General features: G+C 56.5%; 19 protein-coding genes. 6 read left to right on the forward strand and 13 right to left on the reverse strand.

Annotated elements, in window-relative coordinates:
• Positions 1-140 precede the first annotated feature (140 nt).
• Positions 141-1,079 (reverse strand): hypothetical protein, encoded by a 939-nt coding sequence (locus AO242_RS14250; RefSeq protein ID WP_099269221.1) that lies wholly within the window; start codon positions 1,077-1,079, stop codon positions 141-143.
• 547 nt (positions 1,080-1,626) lie between these two features.
• On the opposite strand from AO242_RS14250, the gene AO242_RS14255 reads away from it, so the two are divergent.
• Both AO242_RS14255 and AO242_RS14260 read left to right on the forward strand, forming a co-directional pair.
• On the forward strand, positions 1,627-2,109 hold the full coding sequence (locus AO242_RS14255; RefSeq protein WP_099269222.1) for a GNAT family N-acetyltransferase: 483 nt from the start codon (positions 1,627-1,629) through the stop codon (positions 2,107-2,109).
• A 330-nt stretch (positions 2,110-2,439) separates the two neighbouring features.
• Positions 2,440-2,706: a DUF1652 domain-containing protein gene (locus AO242_RS14260; RefSeq protein ID WP_027902706.1), complete on the forward strand. Its 267-nt coding sequence runs from the start codon at positions 2,440-2,442 to the stop codon at positions 2,704-2,706.
• Between the two features lie 272 nt (positions 2,707-2,978).
• On the opposite strand, the gene AO242_RS14265 is transcribed toward AO242_RS14260, so the two are convergent.
• Complete coding sequence (locus tag AO242_RS14265) at positions 2,979-3,293, reverse strand: hypothetical protein (protein WP_141562218.1); 315 nt, start codon at positions 3,291-3,293, stop codon at positions 2,979-2,981.
• A gap of 619 nt (positions 3,294-3,912) precedes the next feature.
• Between AO242_RS14265 and AO242_RS14270 the strand changes: the two genes are divergently transcribed.
• Positions 3,913-5,340: a hypothetical protein gene (locus AO242_RS14270; RefSeq protein WP_027898317.1), complete on the forward strand. Its 1,428-nt coding sequence runs from the start codon at positions 3,913-3,915 to the stop codon at positions 5,338-5,340.
• A gap of 249 nt (positions 5,341-5,589) precedes the next feature.
• On the opposite strand, the gene AO242_RS14275 is transcribed toward AO242_RS14270, so the two are convergent.
• From AO242_RS14275 to AO242_RS14285, 3 genes are all read right to left on the reverse strand, one after another.
• Positions 5,590-7,992 (reverse strand): TonB-dependent siderophore receptor, encoded by a 2,403-nt coding sequence (locus tag AO242_RS14275; protein ID WP_099269223.1) that lies wholly within the window; start codon positions 7,990-7,992, stop codon positions 5,590-5,592.
• Between the two features lie 83 nt (positions 7,993-8,075).
• Positions 8,076-9,014 carry a FecR domain-containing protein gene (locus AO242_RS14280; RefSeq protein WP_099269224.1) on the reverse strand — a complete coding sequence of 313 codons (939 nt, stop codon included), beginning with the start codon at positions 9,012-9,014 and terminating at the stop codon, positions 8,076-8,078.
• Positions 9,011-9,541 (reverse strand): sigma-70 family RNA polymerase sigma factor, encoded by a 531-nt coding sequence (locus tag AO242_RS14285; protein ID WP_099269225.1) that lies wholly within the window; start codon positions 9,539-9,541, stop codon positions 9,011-9,013. The genes AO242_RS14280 and AO242_RS14285 overlap by 4 nt, the downstream gene beginning before the upstream one ends.
• Positions 9,542-9,742: 201 nt before the next feature.
• Between AO242_RS14285 and AO242_RS14290 the strand changes: the two genes are divergently transcribed.
• Together AO242_RS14290 and AO242_RS14295 are read left to right on the forward strand one after the other, a co-directional pair.
• Entirely contained in the window at positions 9,743-10,678 is a 936-nt protein-coding gene (locus AO242_RS14290; RefSeq protein WP_099269226.1) for a ketopantoate reductase family protein, read from the forward strand.
• Between the two features lie 51 nt (positions 10,679-10,729).
• Positions 10,730-10,972: a DUF465 domain-containing protein gene (locus AO242_RS14295; protein WP_099269227.1), complete on the forward strand. Its 243-nt coding sequence runs from the start codon at positions 10,730-10,732 to the stop codon at positions 10,970-10,972.
• A 212-nt stretch (positions 10,973-11,184) separates the two neighbouring features.
• On the opposite strand, the gene AO242_RS14300 is transcribed toward AO242_RS14295, so the two are convergent.
• The 6 genes from AO242_RS14300 to AO242_RS14330 all read right to left on the reverse strand — a co-directional run bounded on the left by AO242_RS14300 (position 11,185) and on the right by AO242_RS14330 (position 16,217).
• Positions 11,185-12,012 carry a DUF3618 domain-containing protein gene (locus AO242_RS14300; RefSeq protein WP_099269228.1) on the reverse strand — a complete coding sequence of 276 codons (828 nt, stop codon included), beginning with the start codon at positions 12,010-12,012 and terminating at the stop codon, positions 11,185-11,187.
• Complete coding sequence (locus tag AO242_RS14305) at positions 12,009-12,416, reverse strand: phage holin family protein (RefSeq protein WP_099269229.1); 408 nt, start codon at positions 12,414-12,416, stop codon at positions 12,009-12,011. Before AO242_RS14305 ends, AO242_RS14300 begins: the two co-directional genes overlap by 4 nt.
• Positions 12,413-13,165: a hypothetical protein gene (locus AO242_RS14310; RefSeq protein ID WP_099269230.1), complete on the reverse strand. Its 753-nt coding sequence runs from the start codon at positions 13,163-13,165 to the stop codon at positions 12,413-12,415. The genes AO242_RS14305 and AO242_RS14310 overlap by 4 nt, the downstream gene beginning before the upstream one ends.
• 294 nt (positions 13,166-13,459) lie before the next feature.
• A complete protein-coding gene (csrA, locus tag AO242_RS14320; protein ID WP_002554157.1) occupies positions 13,460-13,648 on the reverse strand; it encodes a carbon storage regulator CsrA in 189 nt (62 codons plus the stop codon).
• Positions 13,649-14,258: 610 nt separating this feature from the next.
• On the reverse strand, positions 14,259-15,611 hold the full coding sequence (locus tag AO242_RS14325) for a GntP family permease (protein ID WP_027898327.1): 1,353 nt from the start codon (positions 15,609-15,611) through the stop codon (positions 14,259-14,261).
• A 111-nt stretch (positions 15,612-15,722) separates the two neighbouring features.
• Entirely contained in the window at positions 15,723-16,217 is a 495-nt protein-coding gene (locus tag AO242_RS14330; protein ID WP_099269266.1) for a gluconokinase, read from the reverse strand.
• A 272-nt stretch (positions 16,218-16,489) separates the two neighbouring features.
• Between AO242_RS14330 and AO242_RS14335 the strand changes: the two genes are divergently transcribed.
• The gene (locus AO242_RS14335) at positions 16,490-17,506 is read left to right on the forward strand and encodes a LacI family DNA-binding transcriptional regulator (protein ID WP_099269231.1); all 1,017 of its coding nucleotides are present in this window, start codon (positions 16,490-16,492) and stop codon (positions 17,504-17,506) included.
• A gap of 19 nt (positions 17,507-17,525) precedes the next feature.
• Here AO242_RS14335 and AO242_RS14340 read toward each other — a convergent pair whose 3' ends face one another.
• Complete coding sequence (locus tag AO242_RS14340; protein ID WP_099269267.1) at positions 17,526-18,680, reverse strand: glycerophosphodiester phosphodiesterase; 1,155 nt, start codon at positions 18,678-18,680, stop codon at positions 17,526-17,528.
• 478 nt (positions 18,681-19,158) lie between these two features.
• Entirely contained in the window at positions 19,159-21,087 is a 1,929-nt protein-coding gene (locus AO242_RS14350) for a transglycosylase SLT domain-containing protein (RefSeq protein WP_099269233.1), read from the reverse strand.
• Positions 21,088-21,265 lie beyond the last annotated feature (178 nt).

Here is a 21,265-nt window from a genome sequence, read left to right on the forward strand (position 1 = left end):
GCCTATAAAAAAGCCGCCTGCCCGTGAGGGGAGGCGGCCTGGACCCGATCCGTTACATCAGGATCGCAATCAGGATGATGACCGGGATTGGGACACCGAGTAACCACAGAAGGATGGAAGGCATAGTCGTTCTCCTTGGCTTAAAGAGCCGTTGTTGTAGTGGTGTAAGGACGTTCGTCGAGATAAGTCACTGCGTCGCGACGGCGACCGCCATAAATGGCAGCGAAGCTGGCGAAGAAGGCACCGCACAGCAGCGAGACGAAGGTCCACAGGGCAGTCATCGCGGCAACTTTCGCAGCGGTGTCGGCAGCTTCTTTAGCAGCGACCTTGGCGTCTTCTACGGCTTTGCGAGCCTGACCATAGACCTGGTCAACGCGACGTTCGGCATCTGCCTGGCTGAGATTGGTGCGCTGAGCAATCATCTGTGCCAGATAAGTACGATCTTCAGGGCTGATCTGACCGTCATTGCTCAGTGTGCGGCTGAAGATGCGCAGCACTACGCCATGGGCCGCGTCATCACTGACAGCAGCAGGGCGATCATCACGGAACAGGCTGTCGATGTAGTAGCCGTAGTCCTGGCTGCTGGCGTTGCTATTGCTCGCCGCGCTGCCTGCTACTTGAGTGACTGCACCTGCGGCGCCGGAAGCAACACTGGCACCGGCCTGTACGCCCCCGCCAATAATGCTGCTGACAGAGCTGGCGATCAGTGTTGCAGCGACCAGGGTTGCCACGGCCCACGAAAGGAAACCGTGGGCGGTGTCGCGGAAATACACTTCATCGCCGTGCAGGTTTGCCCACTTCACGCGCAGTCGACCGGCGATATAGCCACCCAGACCGGAAGCGATGATTTGGGTGAATGCCAGCCAGATGACCGTAGAGATGCCCAGGCCCTTGGCGCTGATCCCTTCGTTGGCCCACGGCGATACCGCCGAGAAACCCAAGCCGAAGCCCAGCAATATGAGAATCAAGGAAAGCGCAGCGGCGCCGGCGGCACCTGCAAAGATTGCCCCCCAGGAAACACCTGAGTGGTTGTTTGATTCTTGCGCGGCAGCATTGAAAGTGTCGGGGGATGAAATCATTATTTTTCTGCTCCATGAAGGATTTTGTTACAGCGTCCCTTAAAGCAATGCAGTGGTTATGCCAGAAGTGCCTTTAATTAAAGTTGATTTAATTCAAGGGCTTAAGCTATCTAAGGATTTTTGAGTCATGCATTCTGCAAGGACACGCTCTTTATTACAGGCGTTCTGCATGAGTGGGGATTTAGTGGCACATCAAAGCGTTGCGTAACGTTTTTAAGTACGGCAATCAATGGCGCTGACTGACTAATGCTTTATATATAAACCTTCTTTCTGGTTCCAATGCGGCGCTATTCATTGGCAAACGAACGGTCTGTAGGAGCTGCCGAAGGCTGCGATTCTGTGCGTCAGCGGAAATGCTTCGCAGCCTTCGGCAGCTCCTATGGGACATGCATTTCAAATTGCACATTACTTGACGGCAGGGCAGGGGGACTGATGAAAGTCCAAGAGCAGTGCCGGAATTTTGTCAGCCGAACACGTGCACAGAGCGACAGTTCGCATATAGTGTTCACACGCTTGTTATTTCCATTCTTCAAGAGGTCACTGCCCAATGTTCTTGAACCGCCCACTGGAAGAAAAAGACATCCCGGCCATCTGTGCGCTGCCGCAGAATGTCGACGAGCTGTTTTATATGTTCCCTCGCGCAATATGGCCTCTCACACCGCCCCAATTGCTGGATGCGTTGCACAACCATTCCGACTCGACGGTTATCGAGATGGATGGCGAAGTCGTGGGATATGCCAATTTCGCTCGCAGTGACTTTCGCGGACGCTGCTCCCTGGGCAATGTGATCATTGCCCCCAAGGCGCGATCTCGAGGGGTAGGGCGTTACCTGATCGGTTGCATGATGGAACTGGCATTCGACAAGCATGAGGCTAGCGAAATGACAGCATCGTGCTACAACCATAATGTGCCGGGTCTGTTGTTCTATCCGAAACTGGGATTCCGGCCCTACGCCATCGATGAGCGCAGGGACAAGCAAGGCGGACGAGTGGCATTGATTCACCTGCGGCTGCCACGTCAGGACGACTGAAGCGTGAGACTGACCGTCAGTCGCCAAAAGCGGCTGACGGGATACTGCTTAAGAACTGTTTGGGCACTTTATTGATACCAATCATGTAAACAAAGTGATGAATATTGTTAAGTGAACCGTTTCTGCTGATTGTTTATATAAACCGTTATGAACGGCTTGAAAAAGAGCGTAAAAATCCCCGTTGCTTCAAGGTGGTGCGAAGCGTATAAGTAAACATGCCTTCAATTAAATGACGTCGTTTGTTTGGCGGCAATCAAAATAAACATTGATGTATCACTGTGTCCATCGTGGCAGGAACTCAGCCACGCGCGATTTAACAAGGAGAAGGACATGATCGCCTACAGACTTTCCACACTCGAGTTGAGAAGTATCGTCGAGAGTGCGTTTTTACCCCTGCGTTGCACCTGCAGCGTATCCCCGGACTCCATGACCGTTCAGATCATTGATCCTAATTCGGAAAAGGTTGAATTGTTGGTGACCGGGATTTCCCTGGATCGCCTCAATACCACCCGTGATATCTCCGAATTGGTAGCAGAGCTGCGCTACGACCTCGCACATACCCGGCATCACCATGGCAAGGCCCGCATTGCTGTTTGATTGAACTGAAAAAACGTCTGATAAAGCCGCCGTGGTAGACCTTCAGGGGACTCGATAGGCGGCTTTCGCATGTCTGGGGTTGTCTCGGCTTAACGGCGGACATACTGATCAAGCCAGTCAGCGCGGGGATCAGTTTGCCATTTGTGGCATGAACGTTCTGTCGTCGGCATAACGCGATGTAATGTTTTGCAACGTGTTAATAAGCGCACGCCTATCGGCATATATCCTTATGCCAATACTTCAATGCGCGAACACCTAAGTTGTACGATAACTTAATGCATAGCCCGGCGATGTTCATTTTCGAACAGCAACTTGAACGGTTCTTCACTATTGCTGTTCACTTCGCAACAATCCCGTATCGGGCCCGCTTCAATTCTTCCTTCCAGTGCTACCCGGATAGCCGCAGATTTAAGCAGGTAGTCTGGAACCTCGCCCAGGATCGTCAGCTCACGCAAGCTTTGGCCATTCTGTTCTACTGTGGTCAACCTCACCCTGCAGGTTGCCTGCATCGGGATCGGGCCGAACAGGGTTTCACGGGAATAGTCGATTTCAGCGATACTCGAGCGATTGTGCTTTCCAACGTTCATGTCTGCGACCTCTGCATCCATTAAGCTTTTTTTACATCCTGTGTCATTGATTCCCGCACTCGCAGATAGTTCTCCTTTGAAGACGGGCGGAGCAAGCCGCTGATCGGACTTGTAGCGGTCTCCGTACTGGAGCTGACGGTCAGGCTTTGCCAGGCTGGATTTTCATGAATCGTCCGGGCCAATCCAGTGTAAAAACTGATAGGGGACTTTTGAAATAGCCGTTTAATGTCGTCAATAAATAATTACTCTATAAATCAATCGGTTACATAAAACATGCTGAGGTGTAAAGCTTTGACGTGAAATTGACAGTTAGGCGGATGTTTGAAATTATCTATTACCCTTTCAGGGCGCCTCTGTCTGCGTCCGTCCCTTGCCAGTAGCCTCTATCTCACTACCCCGTTGAATCCCCTGCGGTAGCTTGGCCCTTCGATAACGATCCCGCTTTCCGTCAGATTTGTATCCGATAAAAGATCACAGCCCCGGCTATTCAGCTCGAGGCCCGCAGTTGTGTGCGCCTGAAAATATTTCTCTGCCAACAACAGGCTATTGCCTGCTCAATCACTGGGTCCAGCCCTGGTGAGATCACGCTTGCGTCTCTATCACTTGAAGGAGCCTCACCATGTTTGGAGACTATCTGGAAACCAGCTGCGGTTGCGTAATAGCGGGGGCAGGACCTGCGGGCATGGGGTTGCTGTTCAATGCGTTGAAAAGCGGAACGTTGCCGGATCTCGCACGGGAGGGGTTGATCATCGTCGACTCGAGCCCGACCCCCGGTGTCGGGAGTCTCGGTGATTATCAAATCACGGCCAACTCTGTCGGGGACGTCTTCCTCGACTGCCTGCGCGATCCTGCTTTGCGTGACGTATTCGGGCCGCTGGAGCACTCACCGACCTATTGGCGTATTCGGCATCAAGCCCAGAGTGCGCCGCAGTTGTCCGATATTGGTGAATTGCTGGGGGAAGCCTCCAGGCTGATACTGGATTTTATCGTCCAGCGTTATGGGGTAACGCTCTGGCACAGCACGACTGTTACCGAAGTGGTCAAGGACGGTGACGAATTTGTGGTCTGGGTCGAGAACGAGGGACGTACCCGCCGCATTCGCAGTCGAACGCTGGTGCTGAACTTCGGCGGTCATCAGAACCCTGAATACCTGCGTGAAGGACTGGCTGCTGACGGTTTGCTGCTGCCTGCGTCGGCCGCCATCATGAGCTCCGACCATTTGCTGCGCCTGAACGCCGTGCAATTGCGTGATGCATTCGCCCCGGCTCTGGCGGGCTCGGGCAGGATTACCGTGGTCGGCGGTTCCCACAGTGCTTTTTCCATGCTGGAAAATCTCGCCGATGCATTGGAGTTTGCGGGCCTCGAAGAGGTCACGCTGGTGCATCGCTCTGCCATCCGGCTGTTTTACGAAAGTCCTGAACTGGCGGTGGCCGCCGGTTATGTTTTCCATCCAGTGCGCGATGTCTGCCCGGTGTCGGGGCGGGTCAACCGTTCCAGTGGGCTGCGTTATCGGGCGCTGGACGTTGGGCGTGAAGTGTTGGCCCGCAGCCGGGTCGGTAAAACCGGTGTGCGGGCGCACACCTTTCAGATTCAGGGCGGTGCTGAAGGTGAGCGTGAGCAGGCCGCTCAAGCGCTACTGGAGTCCAGTGTTGTCGTGCAATGCACGGGCTATCAGCCACGGCTGCCAGCTTTCAGCCATATGGATGGCACGGCGATTACCTTGCGTCAGGTAAAGGGTGGTGTTGACTCGGATCTATCGGGCTGCCCACTGGATCTTTCGGGGCAGCGTCTGCACGGTCTGCATTTGTTTGGCATCGGCGCGGGACTTGCGGCAGATGAGCGTATGGGCAGCGAACCATCGTTTGATGGGCGGATTTATGGGGTCTGGCAGTTTCACAACGACGCATCAAGCGCGGTAATCGACGCGCTTATGGCCCGTCTACAACACACCGCCCCGGAAGCGGCAAACCATAACCGCAGCCTGACGCAACGGCTGGAGGAGGGGTTGCCGTTTCTATTTCCGGGGTTGCTTGGCGTGGAGGGTTGAGGTGAGGTGGCTCTTTTTCAAGACCGCAATGGCTCCTTTGAAAAAGTCTCGAATGCATTTCTGCAGGAACCGTCCCGGTCTTCCTGACACCAAGCTGTCGCCCTTTGAAACGCAGACCTTGTTGGCGAGGCCTGGTTTCTGACGATGCAGGTCCGACGTCTCGCCAACAAGTTGGCTCCTACCGGTCACCCGTTTGCTATGTGACAGCGCGGAGTCAGGGGCACCGGTACGACTTCTGGAGATAAAGACCTACCACTTGTAACTCACCGAGCTGACCACGCTGCGTTCGTCGCCATAGCGGCAGGAGTTTGCGCAGTAAATGTAGCGTTCGTTGGTCAGGTTCTGCGCCCGGACGCTGACTAGCCAGTTGGCGTTCACCTCGTAGCTGACTTTGGCGTCAAACAAGGTGTAGGCCGGGATTTTACGGTCGCTGACGCTGGGCGTAGTGTGCGTAGTGCCGTTGTAGCGGGCCCCGGAGCCGATGCTCATTTTGGGCAAACCGAGCGAGGCAAGACGGTAATCCAGCCACAGTGCGGCGCTGTGATAAGGCGTGCCTTCAATACGGGATCCTTCGAGGCTCTTGTCGTTATCGGCGATGACATGCGCGTCGGTGTACGCGTAAGAGGCATTCAGCGCCAGCATCGGAGTCAGTTGTGTTTTCGCTTCAAGCTCGAAGCCTTTGCTGCGTTCCTTGCCGGTTTGTTCGTCGAAATCAGAGCCGGGTATGGACGTGATGACGTTCTTTTGCGTCAATTGATAAACCGCCGCGCTGATCATTATTTCGCGGCCAGGGGGCTGGTAGCGAATACCAACTTCATACTGCTCGCCTTCGGTAGGCTGGAAAGCTTTGCCGTCGCTGTCGGTTCCGGCCGAGGGCAGGAAGGATTGGCTGTAGCTAATATAGGGCGCCAGACCGTTGTCAGCCAGATAGACGAAGCCGATACGCCCCGTCGTTTTGTTATCGCGGACCTTGGCGCGGGAGTCGTCGATATAGTTGCGAGTATTGTTTTCGGCCCAGTCCTGACGCAGCCCGAACAGCGCAACCCAGTGCTCGTCGAACTTGACCTGTTCCTGCAGATAGACGCCGAACTGCTCGCTGTGCAGATCCGAACCGCGATCATTAGCGGTGTTGACCTGCGGCAGGTTGCCGTAAACCGGGTTAGCGAGATCCAGCGCCGGTGCGGTACCGCTGAAACGATGGCTGTCGTAGGTCTTGCGATAAAGGTCAACGCCGCCCAGAAGTGTGTGCTGCCAGCGGCCGCTGTCGAAATTCCATTGCACGCTCGTGTCGCTGGTCCAGCCAGTGGAGATGTCTTCGCGAGAGTTGTAAGTGCGCGACAGGCTGGACAGATTCGGCCCGGTGATACGGCTGTTGTTGAGGGTAATGTAGTCATAGTCGGCGCGGGATTCGTAATAACGCAGTGCGTGACGCAATTGCAGGTTGTCGCTCAGCCGCCGTTCGAACAGATAACCGAAGGTTTGCAGGGTGCCGTCGTAATCATCGTAGTCGGGCTCACCCGGGAACAGGTCATACGGCACCTTGTAGCCTGGCGTGGCGCTGAACGTGGTCAGGTTGTACTGGATTGGCGGCGTCAGGGTGGTTTGCGTACGTTGATGGGTAGCGAGCAGAGTCAGTCGAGTGTCGTCGTCCATTTGCCAGGTCAACGCCGGGGCGATGTATTGCTTGTCGTCGTCAATCTCGTCGAATTGAGTGCCGCTGTCTCGCCAAAGGCCGGTCAGGCGGTAGCTGAAACGACCTTCTTCATCGAGCTTGCCGCTGTGGTCGGTTGAAACCTGCTGGCGGTTATTGTTGCCATATTCGACGTTGATTTCGTGCAACGGCTCAAGTGTCGGTCGTTTGCTGGTGGCATTGACCATGCCGCCCGGCGCGAGTTGGCCGTACAGCACCGAAGAGGCGCCTTTGAGCACTTCCACCCGCTCCAGTCCGTAAGGCTCTTGGCCGCCTTCGAACTGGGTACTTTGCATTTTCATGCCGTCGCGCAGCACACCGCCTGTGCGCGGGCCGATATCGAAACCGCGCAATCGATAGTCGTCGGCGACCCGGCTGTAACCATTGGGTTGGCTGACCAGCCCCGCGGTGTAGTTGAGCACGTCGGCTAGGCTGTCATGTTGGCGCGAGGTCAGTTCTTCGCGCGTGATGACCGAGATAGACTGCGGCGTTTCTCGCAATGGTGTATCGGTCTTGCTGGCAGTGGCGCTGTTGGTTGCCACTTTGCTGTAGGTCGGGCCCCATGCGTCCTGGCCATAACCCTGGCCGTCGACGTTGATGTCCGCCAGTTCTAATGCCTGGCTGGCGACTATCGGCTCAATGCTGAAGGTGCCGCTGGCCGTAGTGCGCAGTCGCAAAGGTAAACCTTGCAGGACCTGACTCAATGCCTGCTCTACGCTGTAACGGCCATTGAGCGCGGGTGCGCGCAAGTCGCGGGTCAGCTGCGCACTAAACGCGATGCCGCGTCCACTCTGCCGGGCGATGGCTGTCAAACTGGCATCCAGAGGGCCGGCCGGCAGGGCGAAGTCAATGAGCTGTTGTTGTGCCGCAGGGCTTTGTGCCGGTGCCGCCACGCTGTGCAAGGCAGTCAGGCTCAGGGCTAGCGTCAATGGCGTAAGGGTCAGGCGAAGTGTGCGTTGCATGACAGCAATTTCCCCTCTGGGATAGTCGATGTCAGCTATGTGACGCGAACGGGGTCGATATTAAGGGGCAGACGAAAATATTTTCAGCGCAGGCTCAGTTGCGTCCACCAGTTGAGGTGATGCTCGACCTTGATCGGCAGGACTTCCTGCAACGAACGCAACGCCTCATCGCTTTTGTCCAGCGGAAACACGCCGCTTACCCGCAATCCAGAGGCCTGTGGGCTGATGCGCAAGATTCCGCGTCGGTAAGGCCGCAGTGCTTCGATGACTTCGCCAAGGGGCTGATCATGCACTTCGAGGAAACCATCCTCCCAGACGCCTTCGCCTGCCTGGCGCGGATCCAGTAGGTGCACGCCGGTTTCACTCAGGAGCGCACCCTGACCGGCGGTAAGTTCCTGACGAGCCCCTGAAGGCGAAGTCAGTTGCACGCGAGACTCCTGAACCCAGACATGTGCACCTTGCTCGCGAAGAGTGACGCTGAAGCGGGTACCTAATGCGCGGATATCCCCGTAGATTGTCTGCACGATCAGCGGGCGCTGCGGGTCGGCGGCTACTCGAATGCTCAGTGCGCCTTCGCGCAGGATCAACCGTCGCTGACTCTTGGTCATCACCAGATCGGCGCGACTCTGGGCGTTGAGCACGACGCGGCTGCCGTCTTCCAGTACGAATGGACGGCGTTCAGCAAAACCGCTTTGCAGGTCATTACCCATGCCGGGTAGTAGTCCTGCGCGTTGTAACCACCAGCCGCCCAGGCCAACGCTTGCCAGTCCTAGCGCGCCGCGCAATAGATTACGTCGACTGCGGCCCGCTTTGCTCAGCGCCTGGTGCGACACCTCTGGCAGGTTGCTAAAAATCGTACCCAGTCGCTGTTCCAGCGTGTGCCAGGCAACGCGGTTTTCCTCGTTACTTATCAACCATTGTTTGAAGTGCTGCTGCTCAGTCTCGCTCATCTGTCCTGAACGTTGTCGGGCGACCCATTCAATAGCCTGTTTAATGGAGGGCGACAGGTCATTGCTGTTCATCGGGTTTCCATCGCCAGGTAACACAGGCTCAAGGCTTTGACGATGTACTGGTGAACCCGTGGCGCCGAGATGCCCAGGCGCTGTCCGATTTCGGCATAAGTCAGCTGATCCAGCTGGCTATACAGAAAAGCACTACGCCCGATCGGCGACAGGCCATCCAGAATCTGATCCAGCGCACTGAGTGCTTCCAGCGCCTGGGCCTGTTCTTCAGCAGAGGGTTCGTAAGCCAGAGGTTGCTGAGCAAGGCTTTCCAGATACGCGCGCTCCAGATCCCGACGTCGCCAGGTGGCGAAGACTAGCCGTTTGGCGATAGTTGTCAGCAAGGCGCGGGGTTCGTTGATGCAGGACGGATCAGGCAGAGCGACTACCTGAGCGAAAGTTTCCGCCGCCATATCATCTGCGTCATGACGACAGCCCAGACGTGCACGCAACCGTGAAAGCAACCAGCCGTGATGGTCACCGAACAGTTGGCGCAAGACACGATTACGGCTTGTCAGTTGCTGAGCGTTTAGAGCATTGGGAGTCATGTTTTGAAGGTGCTAATGACAACTATTATCAAATGATGACGATTAGATATGCCTAATGCAACCAGCCAATGAGCGTCCGTGCCGGGTCATGTTATTGAGGCATGCAAGAACATCTTCTACGCTCAACGTTTAACCGCGCTGTGAGTCCGCTGAGCGAGCCGGGTTTTCGGTGTGCAATAGCGTCACGGGAGGTCGATATCAATGCGTATTCTGATCGTTGGAGCGGGGGCCATTGGTGGTTACTTTGGTGGGCGACTACTGGAGGCGGGGCGCGACGTTTCGTTTCTGGTGCGGCCGGGTCGAGCCGATGAGTTGCAACGCGATGGACTGATTATCCGCAGCCCCCAAGGCAATATCCTGTACCCCTCGCCGCCATGCGTGCTGAGTAACATGCTCGACGGTCCTTATGACCTGATCGTCCTGAGCTGCAAAGCCTACGACCTGGACTCGGCCATGGACGCCTTTGCGTCGGCGGTAGGGCGTGACACGGCAATCCTGCCGCTGCTCAATGGTATGGCGCATCTGACCCGTCTCACGCAGCGGTTCGACAGCTCCAATGTGTTGGGCGGCCAGTGTCTGATTTCCGTGGATCGCAGCACCCTGGGCAGCATTCTGCATCTCAACGACCGGCATCAGTTGTCGTTCGGCGAACTCAATGGCGCGTCGACGCCTCGTATTCTGCGAGTTGCCGAAGCCTTGGCTGATGCGGGTTTCGAAGCGAATTTCAGTCAGCACATTGTTCAGGACATGTGGGACAAGTGGTGTTTCATTGCCACCCTCGCTGGAATCACCTGTTCCATGCGCGCGAGTCTGGGGGATGTCCTTGAGGCGCAGGGGCTGGCGCTGGTGGTGAAGCTGTTCGCCGAGTGCTGCAGCATCGCTGACGCTCAGGGCCACCCATTGCAGGAGGCTGTTCGTCAGCGTTACCTGAGCATGCTGACCGCCCCTGGATCGAAGCTGAGTGCATCGATGTTGCGCGACATGGAGCGCGGCGCATCGATAGAAGTCGAGCACGTACTGGGTGATCTATTGGTGCGCCGGGATGCTCAAGGCCTGACCTCGTCATTATCTGTACTGGGTTTTGCGTATACACATTTGAAGGCTTACGAAGTACGCCGTCTGCGTGAGCAAGCGTAGCGGTCCATGGCGAATTTCGCCAATGAGTCATCGCCGTCAGAGAGGTGTTCCATGCCGGTCAAACACGATTTATACGCGGATCTGAAGCTCACTCGGGAGCAAGTGGCCGAGCGCCGCAATGCGGATAAAAAGCTCAATCAATTGCTGGATGATTATGCGCGGATTGATAGCGAGGTCCTGGCCGCGGAGTCTGGTCCTGCTGGCGGGATTGGTGATGAAGAATTGAAAAAGCTCAAAGAAAAGAGGTTGGCGATCAAGGACTGGATTGTTCAGCGTGTTGAGGTTTCAGAATAAAAACCTGGCGGCTGTATCGTCCGGATGCGGATTAGTGCCCTGCCTGGAAAGGATGCGCTAGCTGTTGGAGCGAGGCTTGCCCGCGAATGGCGCGACGCGGTAATTCAGGTACACCGCGGAATCGTTCTTCGCGGGCAAGCCTCGTTCCAACAGTAGATAAGCGGTGCTTGGTCTGGGCGGCATTCCGACGATACAGGCGCCGCAAATTTCGACTAACCCAGCCCGGAAGACATATCCACCGTCGAACCCTGCTGAGCCGTGCTGTCAGGCGACGCCGATTTCACTTCATCGACCACGCCTTTCGCCTCCTGCGCGACTTTTTCATAGCCTTCGCTGGCGGTCTGTTTGACCTTCTCCGTCAGGGTGTCGCTGGCCTGGCCCATCATCTGATTTTCACGCTCGGTCGAAGGCAGGGCTGCTCCCAGGGCCGCGCCTAACGCAATGCCGATGGCGGCCAACGCCAGCGGCTGTTCGCGCAACATGTAAGTGAGGCTTGATTGAGCCTTGCGGCTTTGTTCACGCAGGGAATCAGTCGCGTCGTGGCTGCCTTTATTCAAGCGCTCACCCGTGGCCGAAAGTTTTCCACTGACGTCGTCTGACACCTGTCCGGCTTTTTCTTTCATGCGTTGCGCAGTTTCCCCGATTCTGGATTTGGCGCTGTCAAACGTGTCTGTCACGCTGTGCGCCATGTCGCTGATGCGCTCGCCCAGAGGGGTGAGGCTTGAAGGGCCGGAAGATGTCGACGGGCTACGGTTTTGCCCCATCATCAGCCACAACAGCCCGACCGATGTGAGTACTGTGGGCAGCGGGTTGGTTTTCACGGTATTACCCAGGTTGCTGAAGAACTCACCGCCTGTGCCTTTGCCATAGCTCAATGCCTGGTCCAGCAATTGGCCGGGTGAGAATTTGCCCTCCAGCGCATCAACGATATTGCCGATGCTGGAGCGCTGTGCGTCGATTTCCCGTTCCAGGGTTTCCGGGCTTTTGTAGGAATCATTGTCAAATCTTTCGGGTGTGTCGAAAGTGCTGTCGATGCTCATGAGACTTTCCTCTGGATGGCGTCCTTGTCTTTTTGCAGGGAGCTGACGGTGCGCTCTGGCGTCAGGTTTGACGCGTCGAATTGCTTCTTGCCGGACTGGATCATGATGAAGCCGACCACCATGGCGATCACTCCGACGATCAAGGCGGCAAGCCATGGCTGCATGATATTGGCCAGGGCATAAACTGCCGCCAGCAGCACAATCACCAGCCCGGCCAGCATGACCACCGCGCCGCCGCCCACCGCTGCAATACCGGCTTTTGCCGCTGTGATGGACTCCCGGGCTTCAGCTTTGGCCAGTGCCAGTTCTTTACTGAGCAATGCAGGGACTTCGTGCGCCAACTGGCGAATCAGACCGAGCGCTGAGGTATCGCCTTCCGGCGGTGTGTTGGGAGGAATGCTCATGACACATCTCCCCGGGACTGGCCTTCTCTGGTTTGCGCATCTGCAGGCAAGTCGTCATCGAACAGACTCCCATCAGGCACACCTGGTACCGATGAACCCGCCGCCGCATCAGGCGTTGCGCCGCGGTCGACTATGCCGGGCCTATCGCTGTGGTAAACATCGCCCATGTGCGCATGTTTGACGGGAGGCACGTGATCAGCCTCAACAATCGGGCTGGACTCCGACTGATAATTGCTACCCAATTCGTCGTCTGGCCGTACCGGTTGTGTGCCTGTTGACCCGGTGGGTGGCTGAGCCGGACTGGAGGTCTGGGTTTCGCCCTGTGGCTGTCCTGAGTTAGATGCCTTGAGGAAGCGTGACAGACCGAAGCCTAGTGCAACGCTGCCGCTAACAAACAAGGCCGGATTATCCCGTGCCAGTTTGCCCGCCTGTTGCAGCAGTTCATCAATGCTTTTACCACGCAGATTACCGGCCAGAGTGGTCATGTTCTTGGCGAGGTCGGTGACGTAATGAGACAGCCCCAGCGTGTCACCGTCCTGCATCTGCTCGGCCGCCGTTTGTGCGCTATGGGCAAGGTTTTCGATCCGGTCGACAGCCGTGTCGCGATACTGTTCGAACTGGGCCGAGCCATGCTCTTTGGCGCTGGCAACGGCTGCCAGGGCATCTTCTTGCAGGTTGTGCAGATGGTCTTGTGGTGGATCATTGTTCTGGTCAGTGGAGCCGGCCGGATTTTGCGACGTTGTGTCCATGTTAGTCACCGTCTTTGCTATTCATGAGAATGAAGAGCGTGCTTGGCTCACTACTGACTACGGGCTTTGCATCGATCCTGTGTTCAGGGGGTTGAGTGAAGTTTTTCGGCAGGAGTTCTGGGTGGCGGACAAGTGGTCGTCAGCGGCAAATAGCCACATGCCGGGCGGCGTTGTGACCTTTGCAAGGGATGGGGGGCAAATACACCAGGCATAAAAAACGGCGTCCGAAGACGCCGTAGCCAACTCGCCCAATTCCAGGCGGGTCGCTTTGAATGCGGGGAGGTAACGATCAGGTCATTGTGGGTCTTGGTTCGGGGCAAGTTCTGCCTGAATGCGTTTGTAGATTTCTTCGCGATGCACAGAAACATTTTTCGGTGCGTTGATGCCCAGGCGTACCTGAAGGCCCTGAACGCCCAGAATCGTGACGGTAATCTCGTCACCAATGTTTATGCTTTCGCCTACTTTGCGGGTGAGTATCAACATAATCGTTTCCTTGATGGCCTCTCAGCAGGAGGCTGGCGTGTGCCTTTGCGTAGTAATAGTTGCCGAGTACATCCAAATGCGTCCATCAATATGACGTTACAGGTGTGAATTTAATTCCCTCGGTACATTTTTCTGTCATCAAGAGCGGTTACCGACCCGATGAGCGCGCCAATTCTGCCTGTTTTTGTGAGCAAAAGCCCGTATTTAGCTACGCATCCGAACACCTTTCTGTTCAATGCGTGAAGCATGTACCCGATCGGCAGCGTTTTCACGCAACAGATTACGCCTTGCTACGGCACATCCCTGATTGCCTATCAGCGTAGGCGTTACTTAAGAGATGCGCTGGACTCTTCTGAAAATATTGATCGAAATCGCGACATGGCACGTAGGACGGAAGGGCGTGCCTGGTCGGATGGGTCTGAACTTGAGAGGGGATTTGCGTCATACAACATGACTGGGCTCCACGAGAGGTAAACGTGGGCTGATTGGGGTGGGAGGCGTTGCGGCTGTTCAGGCAGTAAGAGGAAGAATTTATACATCACACGCTTGATGGCCCGGTTCACTCAATTGCGTGCATTGAGTGAACCGGCTCATCAACAGTAGTGCTGGATCAGATCACCATCGACAACAGCATGATGAAGATCAAGCCGACCACCGACAGAATGGTTTCCATGACCGTCCAGGTTTTGAACGTCTCGGCCACTGTCATATTGAAATACTGCTTCACCAGCCAGAAACCGGCGTCGTTCACGTGGGAAAGAATCAACGAACCTGCACCCGTCGCCAACACCAGCAACTCACGGTTAACGCCCGGGATCAGACCAATCACCGGAGCCACGATGCCCGCACCGGTAATCGTTGCCACCGTCGCCGAACCCGTCGCAATACGAATCACTGCAGCGACCAGCCAGGCCAGCATGATCGGGTTGATCTGCGCCTGCACTGCCATGTTACCGATCAGGTCGCCCACGCCGCTGGCTACCAGCATCTGCTTGAAGCCACCGCCCGCACCTACGATCAGTACGATAGCAGCGACCGGCGTCAGGCTTTGATCCAGCAATTTCATGATTTTAGTGCGATCAAAACCACGCGCTGAACCGAAGGTGTAAAAGGCTAGCAGCAAGGCCGCGAGCAGGGCGGTGATCGGGTGGCCGATGAAGTCCATCCAGATGCGGAAGGTATTGCCTTCAGGCAGCACCACATCAGCGAAGGTCTTCAGCAACATCAGGAACACGGGCAGCAGGATGGTGACCAGCGTGATGCCAAAACTTGGCAAGTTGGTCGCGCTCGACTCTTTACCGATCTGCTCCATCAACTCCTGCGAAGGCGTGCCCGGTACGTATTTGGAAATCCACTTACCGTAGACAGGACCGGCGATGATTGCCGTCGGCAGCGCCACCAACAGGCCGTAGAAAATAGTTTTGCCGATATCAGCGCCGAAGATCCCGATGGCCAGCAGCGGGCCCGGGTGTGGCGGAACCAGACCGTGAACGGCGGACAGGCCTGCCAGCAACGGGATGCCGATCTTGACGATGGACACGCCGGTACGACGAGCAACGATGTACACCAGCGGAATCAACAGAACGAAGCCGATCTCGAAGAACAGCGGGATGCCTACCAGAAAGGCGGCAAACATCATCGCCCAATGCACGCGCTGCTTGCCGAACGAGCGGATCAGTGTCTGTGCGATCTGATCAGCGCCACCGGAGTCCGCCATCAGCTTGCCGAGCATGGTGCCCAGGCCAAGGATGATACCGACGAAGCCCAGTACACCGCCGAAGCCGTCCTGGAAGGCTTTCATGACTTTTTCCACCGGCATGCCGGACGTCAGGCCAAGGAAGCCTGCGGCAATCGTCAGTGCGACGAAAGGGTGAACCTTGAATTTGGTGATCAGCAGAATCAGGCCGATGATCGTAACCACCGCATCGACCAACAGGTACGTCTCGTGTGTCATACCGAACATGGGTGTCTCTCCGGTTATCTTTATTGTTTATGGAGCTTCGGCTAAACGCTGTCGTTCCACATTTTCAGCACATTTATGTGCAAGACAGCGCTGTCTTTCGCGCCCACGCCTTTAGCTGGCTTTCGACGCTTTCCACCAGTGCGCTGCTTGGGTGCTGATCTCGTCTATAGACGCATTACCAGCATCAACGACCAACGTACGGTCTTCACCGTAAGGTGGTTCCAGCGTTGCGAACTGGCTGTCAACCAGGCTGGCTGGCATGAAGTGACCGGGACGATGGGAGCAGCGATCAACCGCCACCTCCTTGGTCAGTTCCAGAAATACAAAGCCTAGACCAGGCACAGCGTTGCGCAGGCGTTCGCGGTAAATCAGTTTCAGAGACGAGCAAGTGAGGACGGGTTGTTCGCCATTACTCAACGCTGCGGCCATTTCTTTGCCCAGCGTTTCGAGCCAGCCGGCACGGTCTTCGTCGTTGAGTGGGTGGCCGTCGCTCATCTTCTTGATGTTGGCGGGGGGATGAAAGGCGTCGCCTTCGATCAGGCGGCCTCCGCTCTTGGCGGCAATCTCGGCACCGACGGCGCTCTTGCCGCAGCCCGAAACGCCCATGATCACGAGAGCGGAAATAGCAGAGTTCGCAGTTGTCACAGTAGGCCACCTTAGCTGGAGACAGCGCTGTCTTTGTCGACTTGGACATAAGTACAGCAAGAGCTGGTTCCAGTTCTTGTCATTGTTTTGAATGAATCGGTCTTCATCGGACGTTACTCGAAGTCAATAAAATGACTGAAAGCATTGGCAGGGTCCACGAGACAGCGCTACCTTAGAGCCCATCCACCGCCTTTGGCAACCCCCGATGTTTATCCCTGTGTAGTTGGCAACGAATGACACGCATTGGTTCCCGCTCGACTGGCCGTCCTACCCTGAACGAAGTTGCTCGTCAGGCGGGCGTTTCACCCATCACGGCATCCCGCGCGTTGCGGGGTGTCAGTACCGTTACGCCCGAGTCAGTTGAACGAGTCCGCGCGGCAGCGCTCGACCTAGGTTATGTCGCCAACCCGGCAGCACGAGCGCTGGCTTCGTCCCAGAGCCAGACCGTTGTGGTGCTGGTGCCTTCACTGTCGAACCAACTGTTCATCGAAACGCTGGAAGCGATTCAGAACGTGCTACGCACCCGTGGCCTGGATGTGGTGATCGGCAACTACCATTACTCCCCTGAAGAAGAAGAGAACCTGCTGCGCAACCACCTGGTGAATCGACCACGAGGGTTGCTGCTTACCGGCTTTGATCACACGCCGGCATTGCGTCAGCTATTGGCCGCGAGCGGAGTCCCTTGCGTGCACATGATGGAGCTGGACACTGTGCGCGGCGCGTATTGCGTCGGGTTTTCGCAAATTCAGGCAGGTGCCGAGGCGGCGCGTCATTTACTGGGACGCGGACGCAAACGGCTGGCTTATATCGCTGCGCAACTCGACCCGCGCGTGATGCAGCGTGGTGAAGGGTTTCGTCAGGTGCTGGAAGAGCAGGGGCTTTACGATCCAGCCCTGCAAGTGATGACGCCGCAACCGTCTTCCATCGGTCTTGGAGGTGAGTTGTTCATGCAATTGATGACGCAGCATCCCGATGTGGATGGGGTGTTCTTCTGCAACGATGACCTTGCCCAAGGCGCGGCGCTTGAAGCGTTGCGTCGCGGTATCGAGATTCCCCGGCGAGTGTCTCTGGTGGGCTTCAATGATCTGCCAGGGTCGGCGCACATGGTCCCGCGGCTGACCTCGATTCGCACACCCCGTGAAGAAGTCGGGCAGCGTGCTGCTCAATTGCTGTTGGGGTTGATCGATGGTGTCGCGCAGAAACCCCAGGTGGACCTGGGGTTTGAGCTGGTCGTGCGGGAGAGCTCTTGAGCAAGAGCTCCGGGGCGGATCAGTAACCGTTACGCTTGAGGATGGTCTCCAGGCTTTCTTTGGCCGGACGACCATAGAATTTCAGCAGTTCAGAGGTGCGATTGGTGAAGAAGCCATCGACGCCGTCATGACTGATCTGTTTGAAATCAACTTCCTCATCCACCGTGTAGGGGTGCACCACAATGCCTCTTTCGTGCGCCACGTTGTTCATCCACGGTTTGACCAGGTCCATGTAGCTCTGGTCGCCGCCGTTGGTGAGTTTCGCTGACGGACCAGTACCGATTGCGCCATGCGCCTTGGCCCAGTCGACCCAGGCAACAAACTCTTCCTGGGTTTTCGGTTTCTGCGCGCCGTAATAAGTGGCTTTGTCTTTGGCGCCCGAGTCTGCGAAGGCGACATCGGATTCGGGTTCGATGGAGCCTTTGCCGATCCACAGCAGCAATACTTTCGGCACTTGTGGCATTTCTTTCTGCAGCAGCACCAGGCTTGGCTTCTCGAACGTTTGCAGAACAACGCGACCGGGCATGTGCGCAACGTTTACATAACCGGCGGCGGCAGCGGGGCGGCTACTGAGCCAGCCGCGTTTGGCGAGTACTTTCTTGAGGTCCGCTTCGATGCCGGGAAACTGGCTTGGCGCTTTGGTTTCGATGTACAGCCCAGGCTTGTTCTTGCCGCCTTCGGCGATATCGATTACTTCCTCCAGCGTCAGGATCTGCAGACCGGCGTAAGCCTCACGTGCGCGGTCCGGGTGAGCCTTGTTGAACCAGCTGCCGGCATCCAGTTGCTTGATCTCTTCGAGGGTAAAGGTGTTCAGCGGATCCTTGACTCGCTTGGGGAAGACTTGCGCGATGTTGGTCGTGCGCTCAAGCGTGTCATCGTGCAGGGCGATCAACACGCCATCCTTGGTGCGCCGAATATCCATTTCCAGATAGTCCGCGCCCTGATCCCGCGCCACCGTGTAGGCGGGAATGGTTTCTTCGGGGGCGTCATAGGACGCGCCGCGGTGGGCAATCACCGCAGGCCAGGGCAGGCCGATTTTCGCGCTCAGTGCCTTGCCAGGTGGCTCGGCCGAGACAGCTGGCGCTGAGGCCATCATTAAGCCTGCCAGCACGCTGCCGGTCAGAAGGCTGCTCAAGGGCGTCTTGAAGAGCAGCGTTTTTGAAATTCCTTTCAGCATGGTCTCGATAATCCTTCTTTTTGTGATCGTTGACGATGAGGTCGATCATGGTCTGCAAAACCTGATGCAGAGCTTTAGCAGCCTCTGGTTGACCCGGCAAGTGCTGCGTCGTTCTGCGGCCGTTGATGTCGTTACCGCAACTGTGCACAACCATCTCTGGTGGCGCTATCTCTGGGGCGGGATACGAATGATTTCTTCAAATAAACACGATTCACTGAGTTGAAAAGCAGTTTCTGTAGGAGTGAGCTTGCTCGCGATAGCGTCAGTTTAGGCAACACTTTATCGACAGGAAAATCGAATCGCGAGCAAGCTCACTCCTACAGCCAAAGTCGCATTTGCTTCGGTACAAAAAGTTGGCAAGCCAGAAGACGGAGCCCAGTTGAGCATTCTTTTGTTGCAGCGCAATGAAGTCGGTATCACAAACAAAAATGCCAGTCAGGGTGGCTGACTGGCATCGGGGTATTGCACAGGTTACTTACAAATCATCAAAGAACCGCTCATGCCAGTCCACCAGCGGTTGTGGCGAGTTGAGCTTCTGGCCGTAGATCACTGAGTAGGACAGCACGTTCTGTACGTACTGACGGGTTTCGTCGAACGGGATGCTTTCTACCCACACATCAAAGGCCAGGTGATTGGCACCCTTGAGCCACTGCCTGACGCGGCCGGGGCCTGCGTTATAAGCAGCGGAGGCGAGCACCCGGTTGCCATTGAACTGGGCGTGGACCTGGCTCAGATAGGCTGCGCCCAGCTGGATATTTTTATCCGGGTCCAGTACCTGTTGTGGCGAAGCCAGCGGGATGCTGAATTTGCGCGCAGTTTCCTTGGCGGTAGCCGGCATCAGTTGCATCAGGCCACTGGCACCGACGCCGGAGCGGGCATCGTCCATGAAGGCGCTTTCCTGTCGCGTGATCGCAAACACCCAGCTCGAATGCAGGCCCCGCACATTGGCTTCACGAACCAGCGTATCGCGGTGGGCCATCGGGAAACGGATATCCAGATCGTCCCAGTACTGTGCCTGGCTGATGGTGCGAATGGCCGGGAAGTACCATTTCAGGTCATAGGCCAGTTTGGCTTGGGCAACCATTTCATCACGGTTGAAGTGGCGGCTGACGTGATACCACTCGCGACGACCATCGACGATCTGCCCGCGTGCATGGAATTCCAGCGCGCGGCGAACGCCCGGTGTATTGCGAACCTTGTTTATCAACGCCTGGCTCAGTACCAGCGGCTTGTTATTTAGCTGATAAGCGCTTTGAGTACGGTCGGCCGCCAGGAAACCATAGAAGTCACGCTCCTTGGCCACGTCTTTATAGAGTGCCGGAATCAGCGGGCTGTGTGGTTGAGCCAGCTCCAGCGAGCGGGCTTCCCAGTAGCGCCAGCGATTGGTGTCGGCCAGATCTTTGGGCAGGCGACGGCTGAGTTCGTAGGCATCTTCCCAGCGACCGAGGCGCAGCAACAGGCGCAAGCGCCATTCGGTGACCGTGTTGTCGCGCAGGTCCGGGTCGTACTTGGTCATCACCTCCAGAGCGCGGCCATCGTAACGGCGTGCCAGGGTGAGGCCGATCTCCTTGGCGATCTGCACTTGCTCTTCATGGGAGAAGTGCATTTTGGCCGAATAACCGTCAAGCATCTCCATGGCTTTCTGCGGATCTTGCTTGGCCAGTCGGCGCAGGCCGAGGCCGACTACGTCAGACATCGCTTCATCCACCGGAGCGAACTGTGCCGGGTTGTTGAGCATCTCCGGTTTTTTGGCGATTTCCAGCAGCAGCTTGCCCTGGGGTGCAAGGCTGTTGAGGCTGTTGACCAGTGTGGTTGCCAGAGGATAGTTGCCAGCCTGTGCTGCGAGCTTGGCCCGCTGCCAGCGCTTCTGCTCAGGGAGCTGGCCGTCGGCGGCCCATTGGGCAAAGAAACCGTCACACGCAGCGGGCAAACTTTTGCCCGTCATCCAGAGTTTTTCGGCGCTGGCGTAACCCTCGGCCTTCTTGCCATGCCCCAGCAAGTACTGCCCATACAGGCAGTCGAGTTCCACGAAGTTCATCTTCGGGTCGTAGTACTTGACGAAAGTTGCCCAGTCGCCTCGTTCGGCAAGCCAGCGCAACCAGCGCAACTTCATCCAGTTGGCTTGCGGCAGGTCACCGTGCTCGGCGAGAAACTTCTCGATTTCCGGATTGCTCGCGGTCTTCAAGCGAGCAGTGAGCTCGTCGTAAGCCAGATACGGCTCCAGCGGGTAATCCGCAAGTGCTGCGGCATAGGCCCGATAGGGGCCGGTATCGCCTTTGGCCAATGCGCTTTTGGCCACATCGTAATATTGACGCTGTTGATTGAGATCTGCGGCGTAGACAGTTTGAGCCGCAGTAGCAGAGAGGAGCATGCAGGAAAAAAGGCTGAACAAGCGACTGCGCATGAGACTTCCGAGCAGATGAATCGTGAAAAGTATCGCTAGCTTAGCCTTTTGCCAGCTCCGGTTGAAAGCGTTGCGGACCGAGGGTTCGCAACTGGAAACAAATGAGGACGACTCAAGGCGCGTCATTGCGCATTCCAGACAGCGCGCTTGTCATTGAAACCCGACATATGGCTTCTAT

The organism is Pseudomonas sp. ICMP 561 (genome assembly GCF_002699985.1).
Classification (GTDB): Bacteria; Pseudomonadota; Gammaproteobacteria; order Pseudomonadales; family Pseudomonadaceae; genus Aquipseudomonas; species Aquipseudomonas quasicaspiana.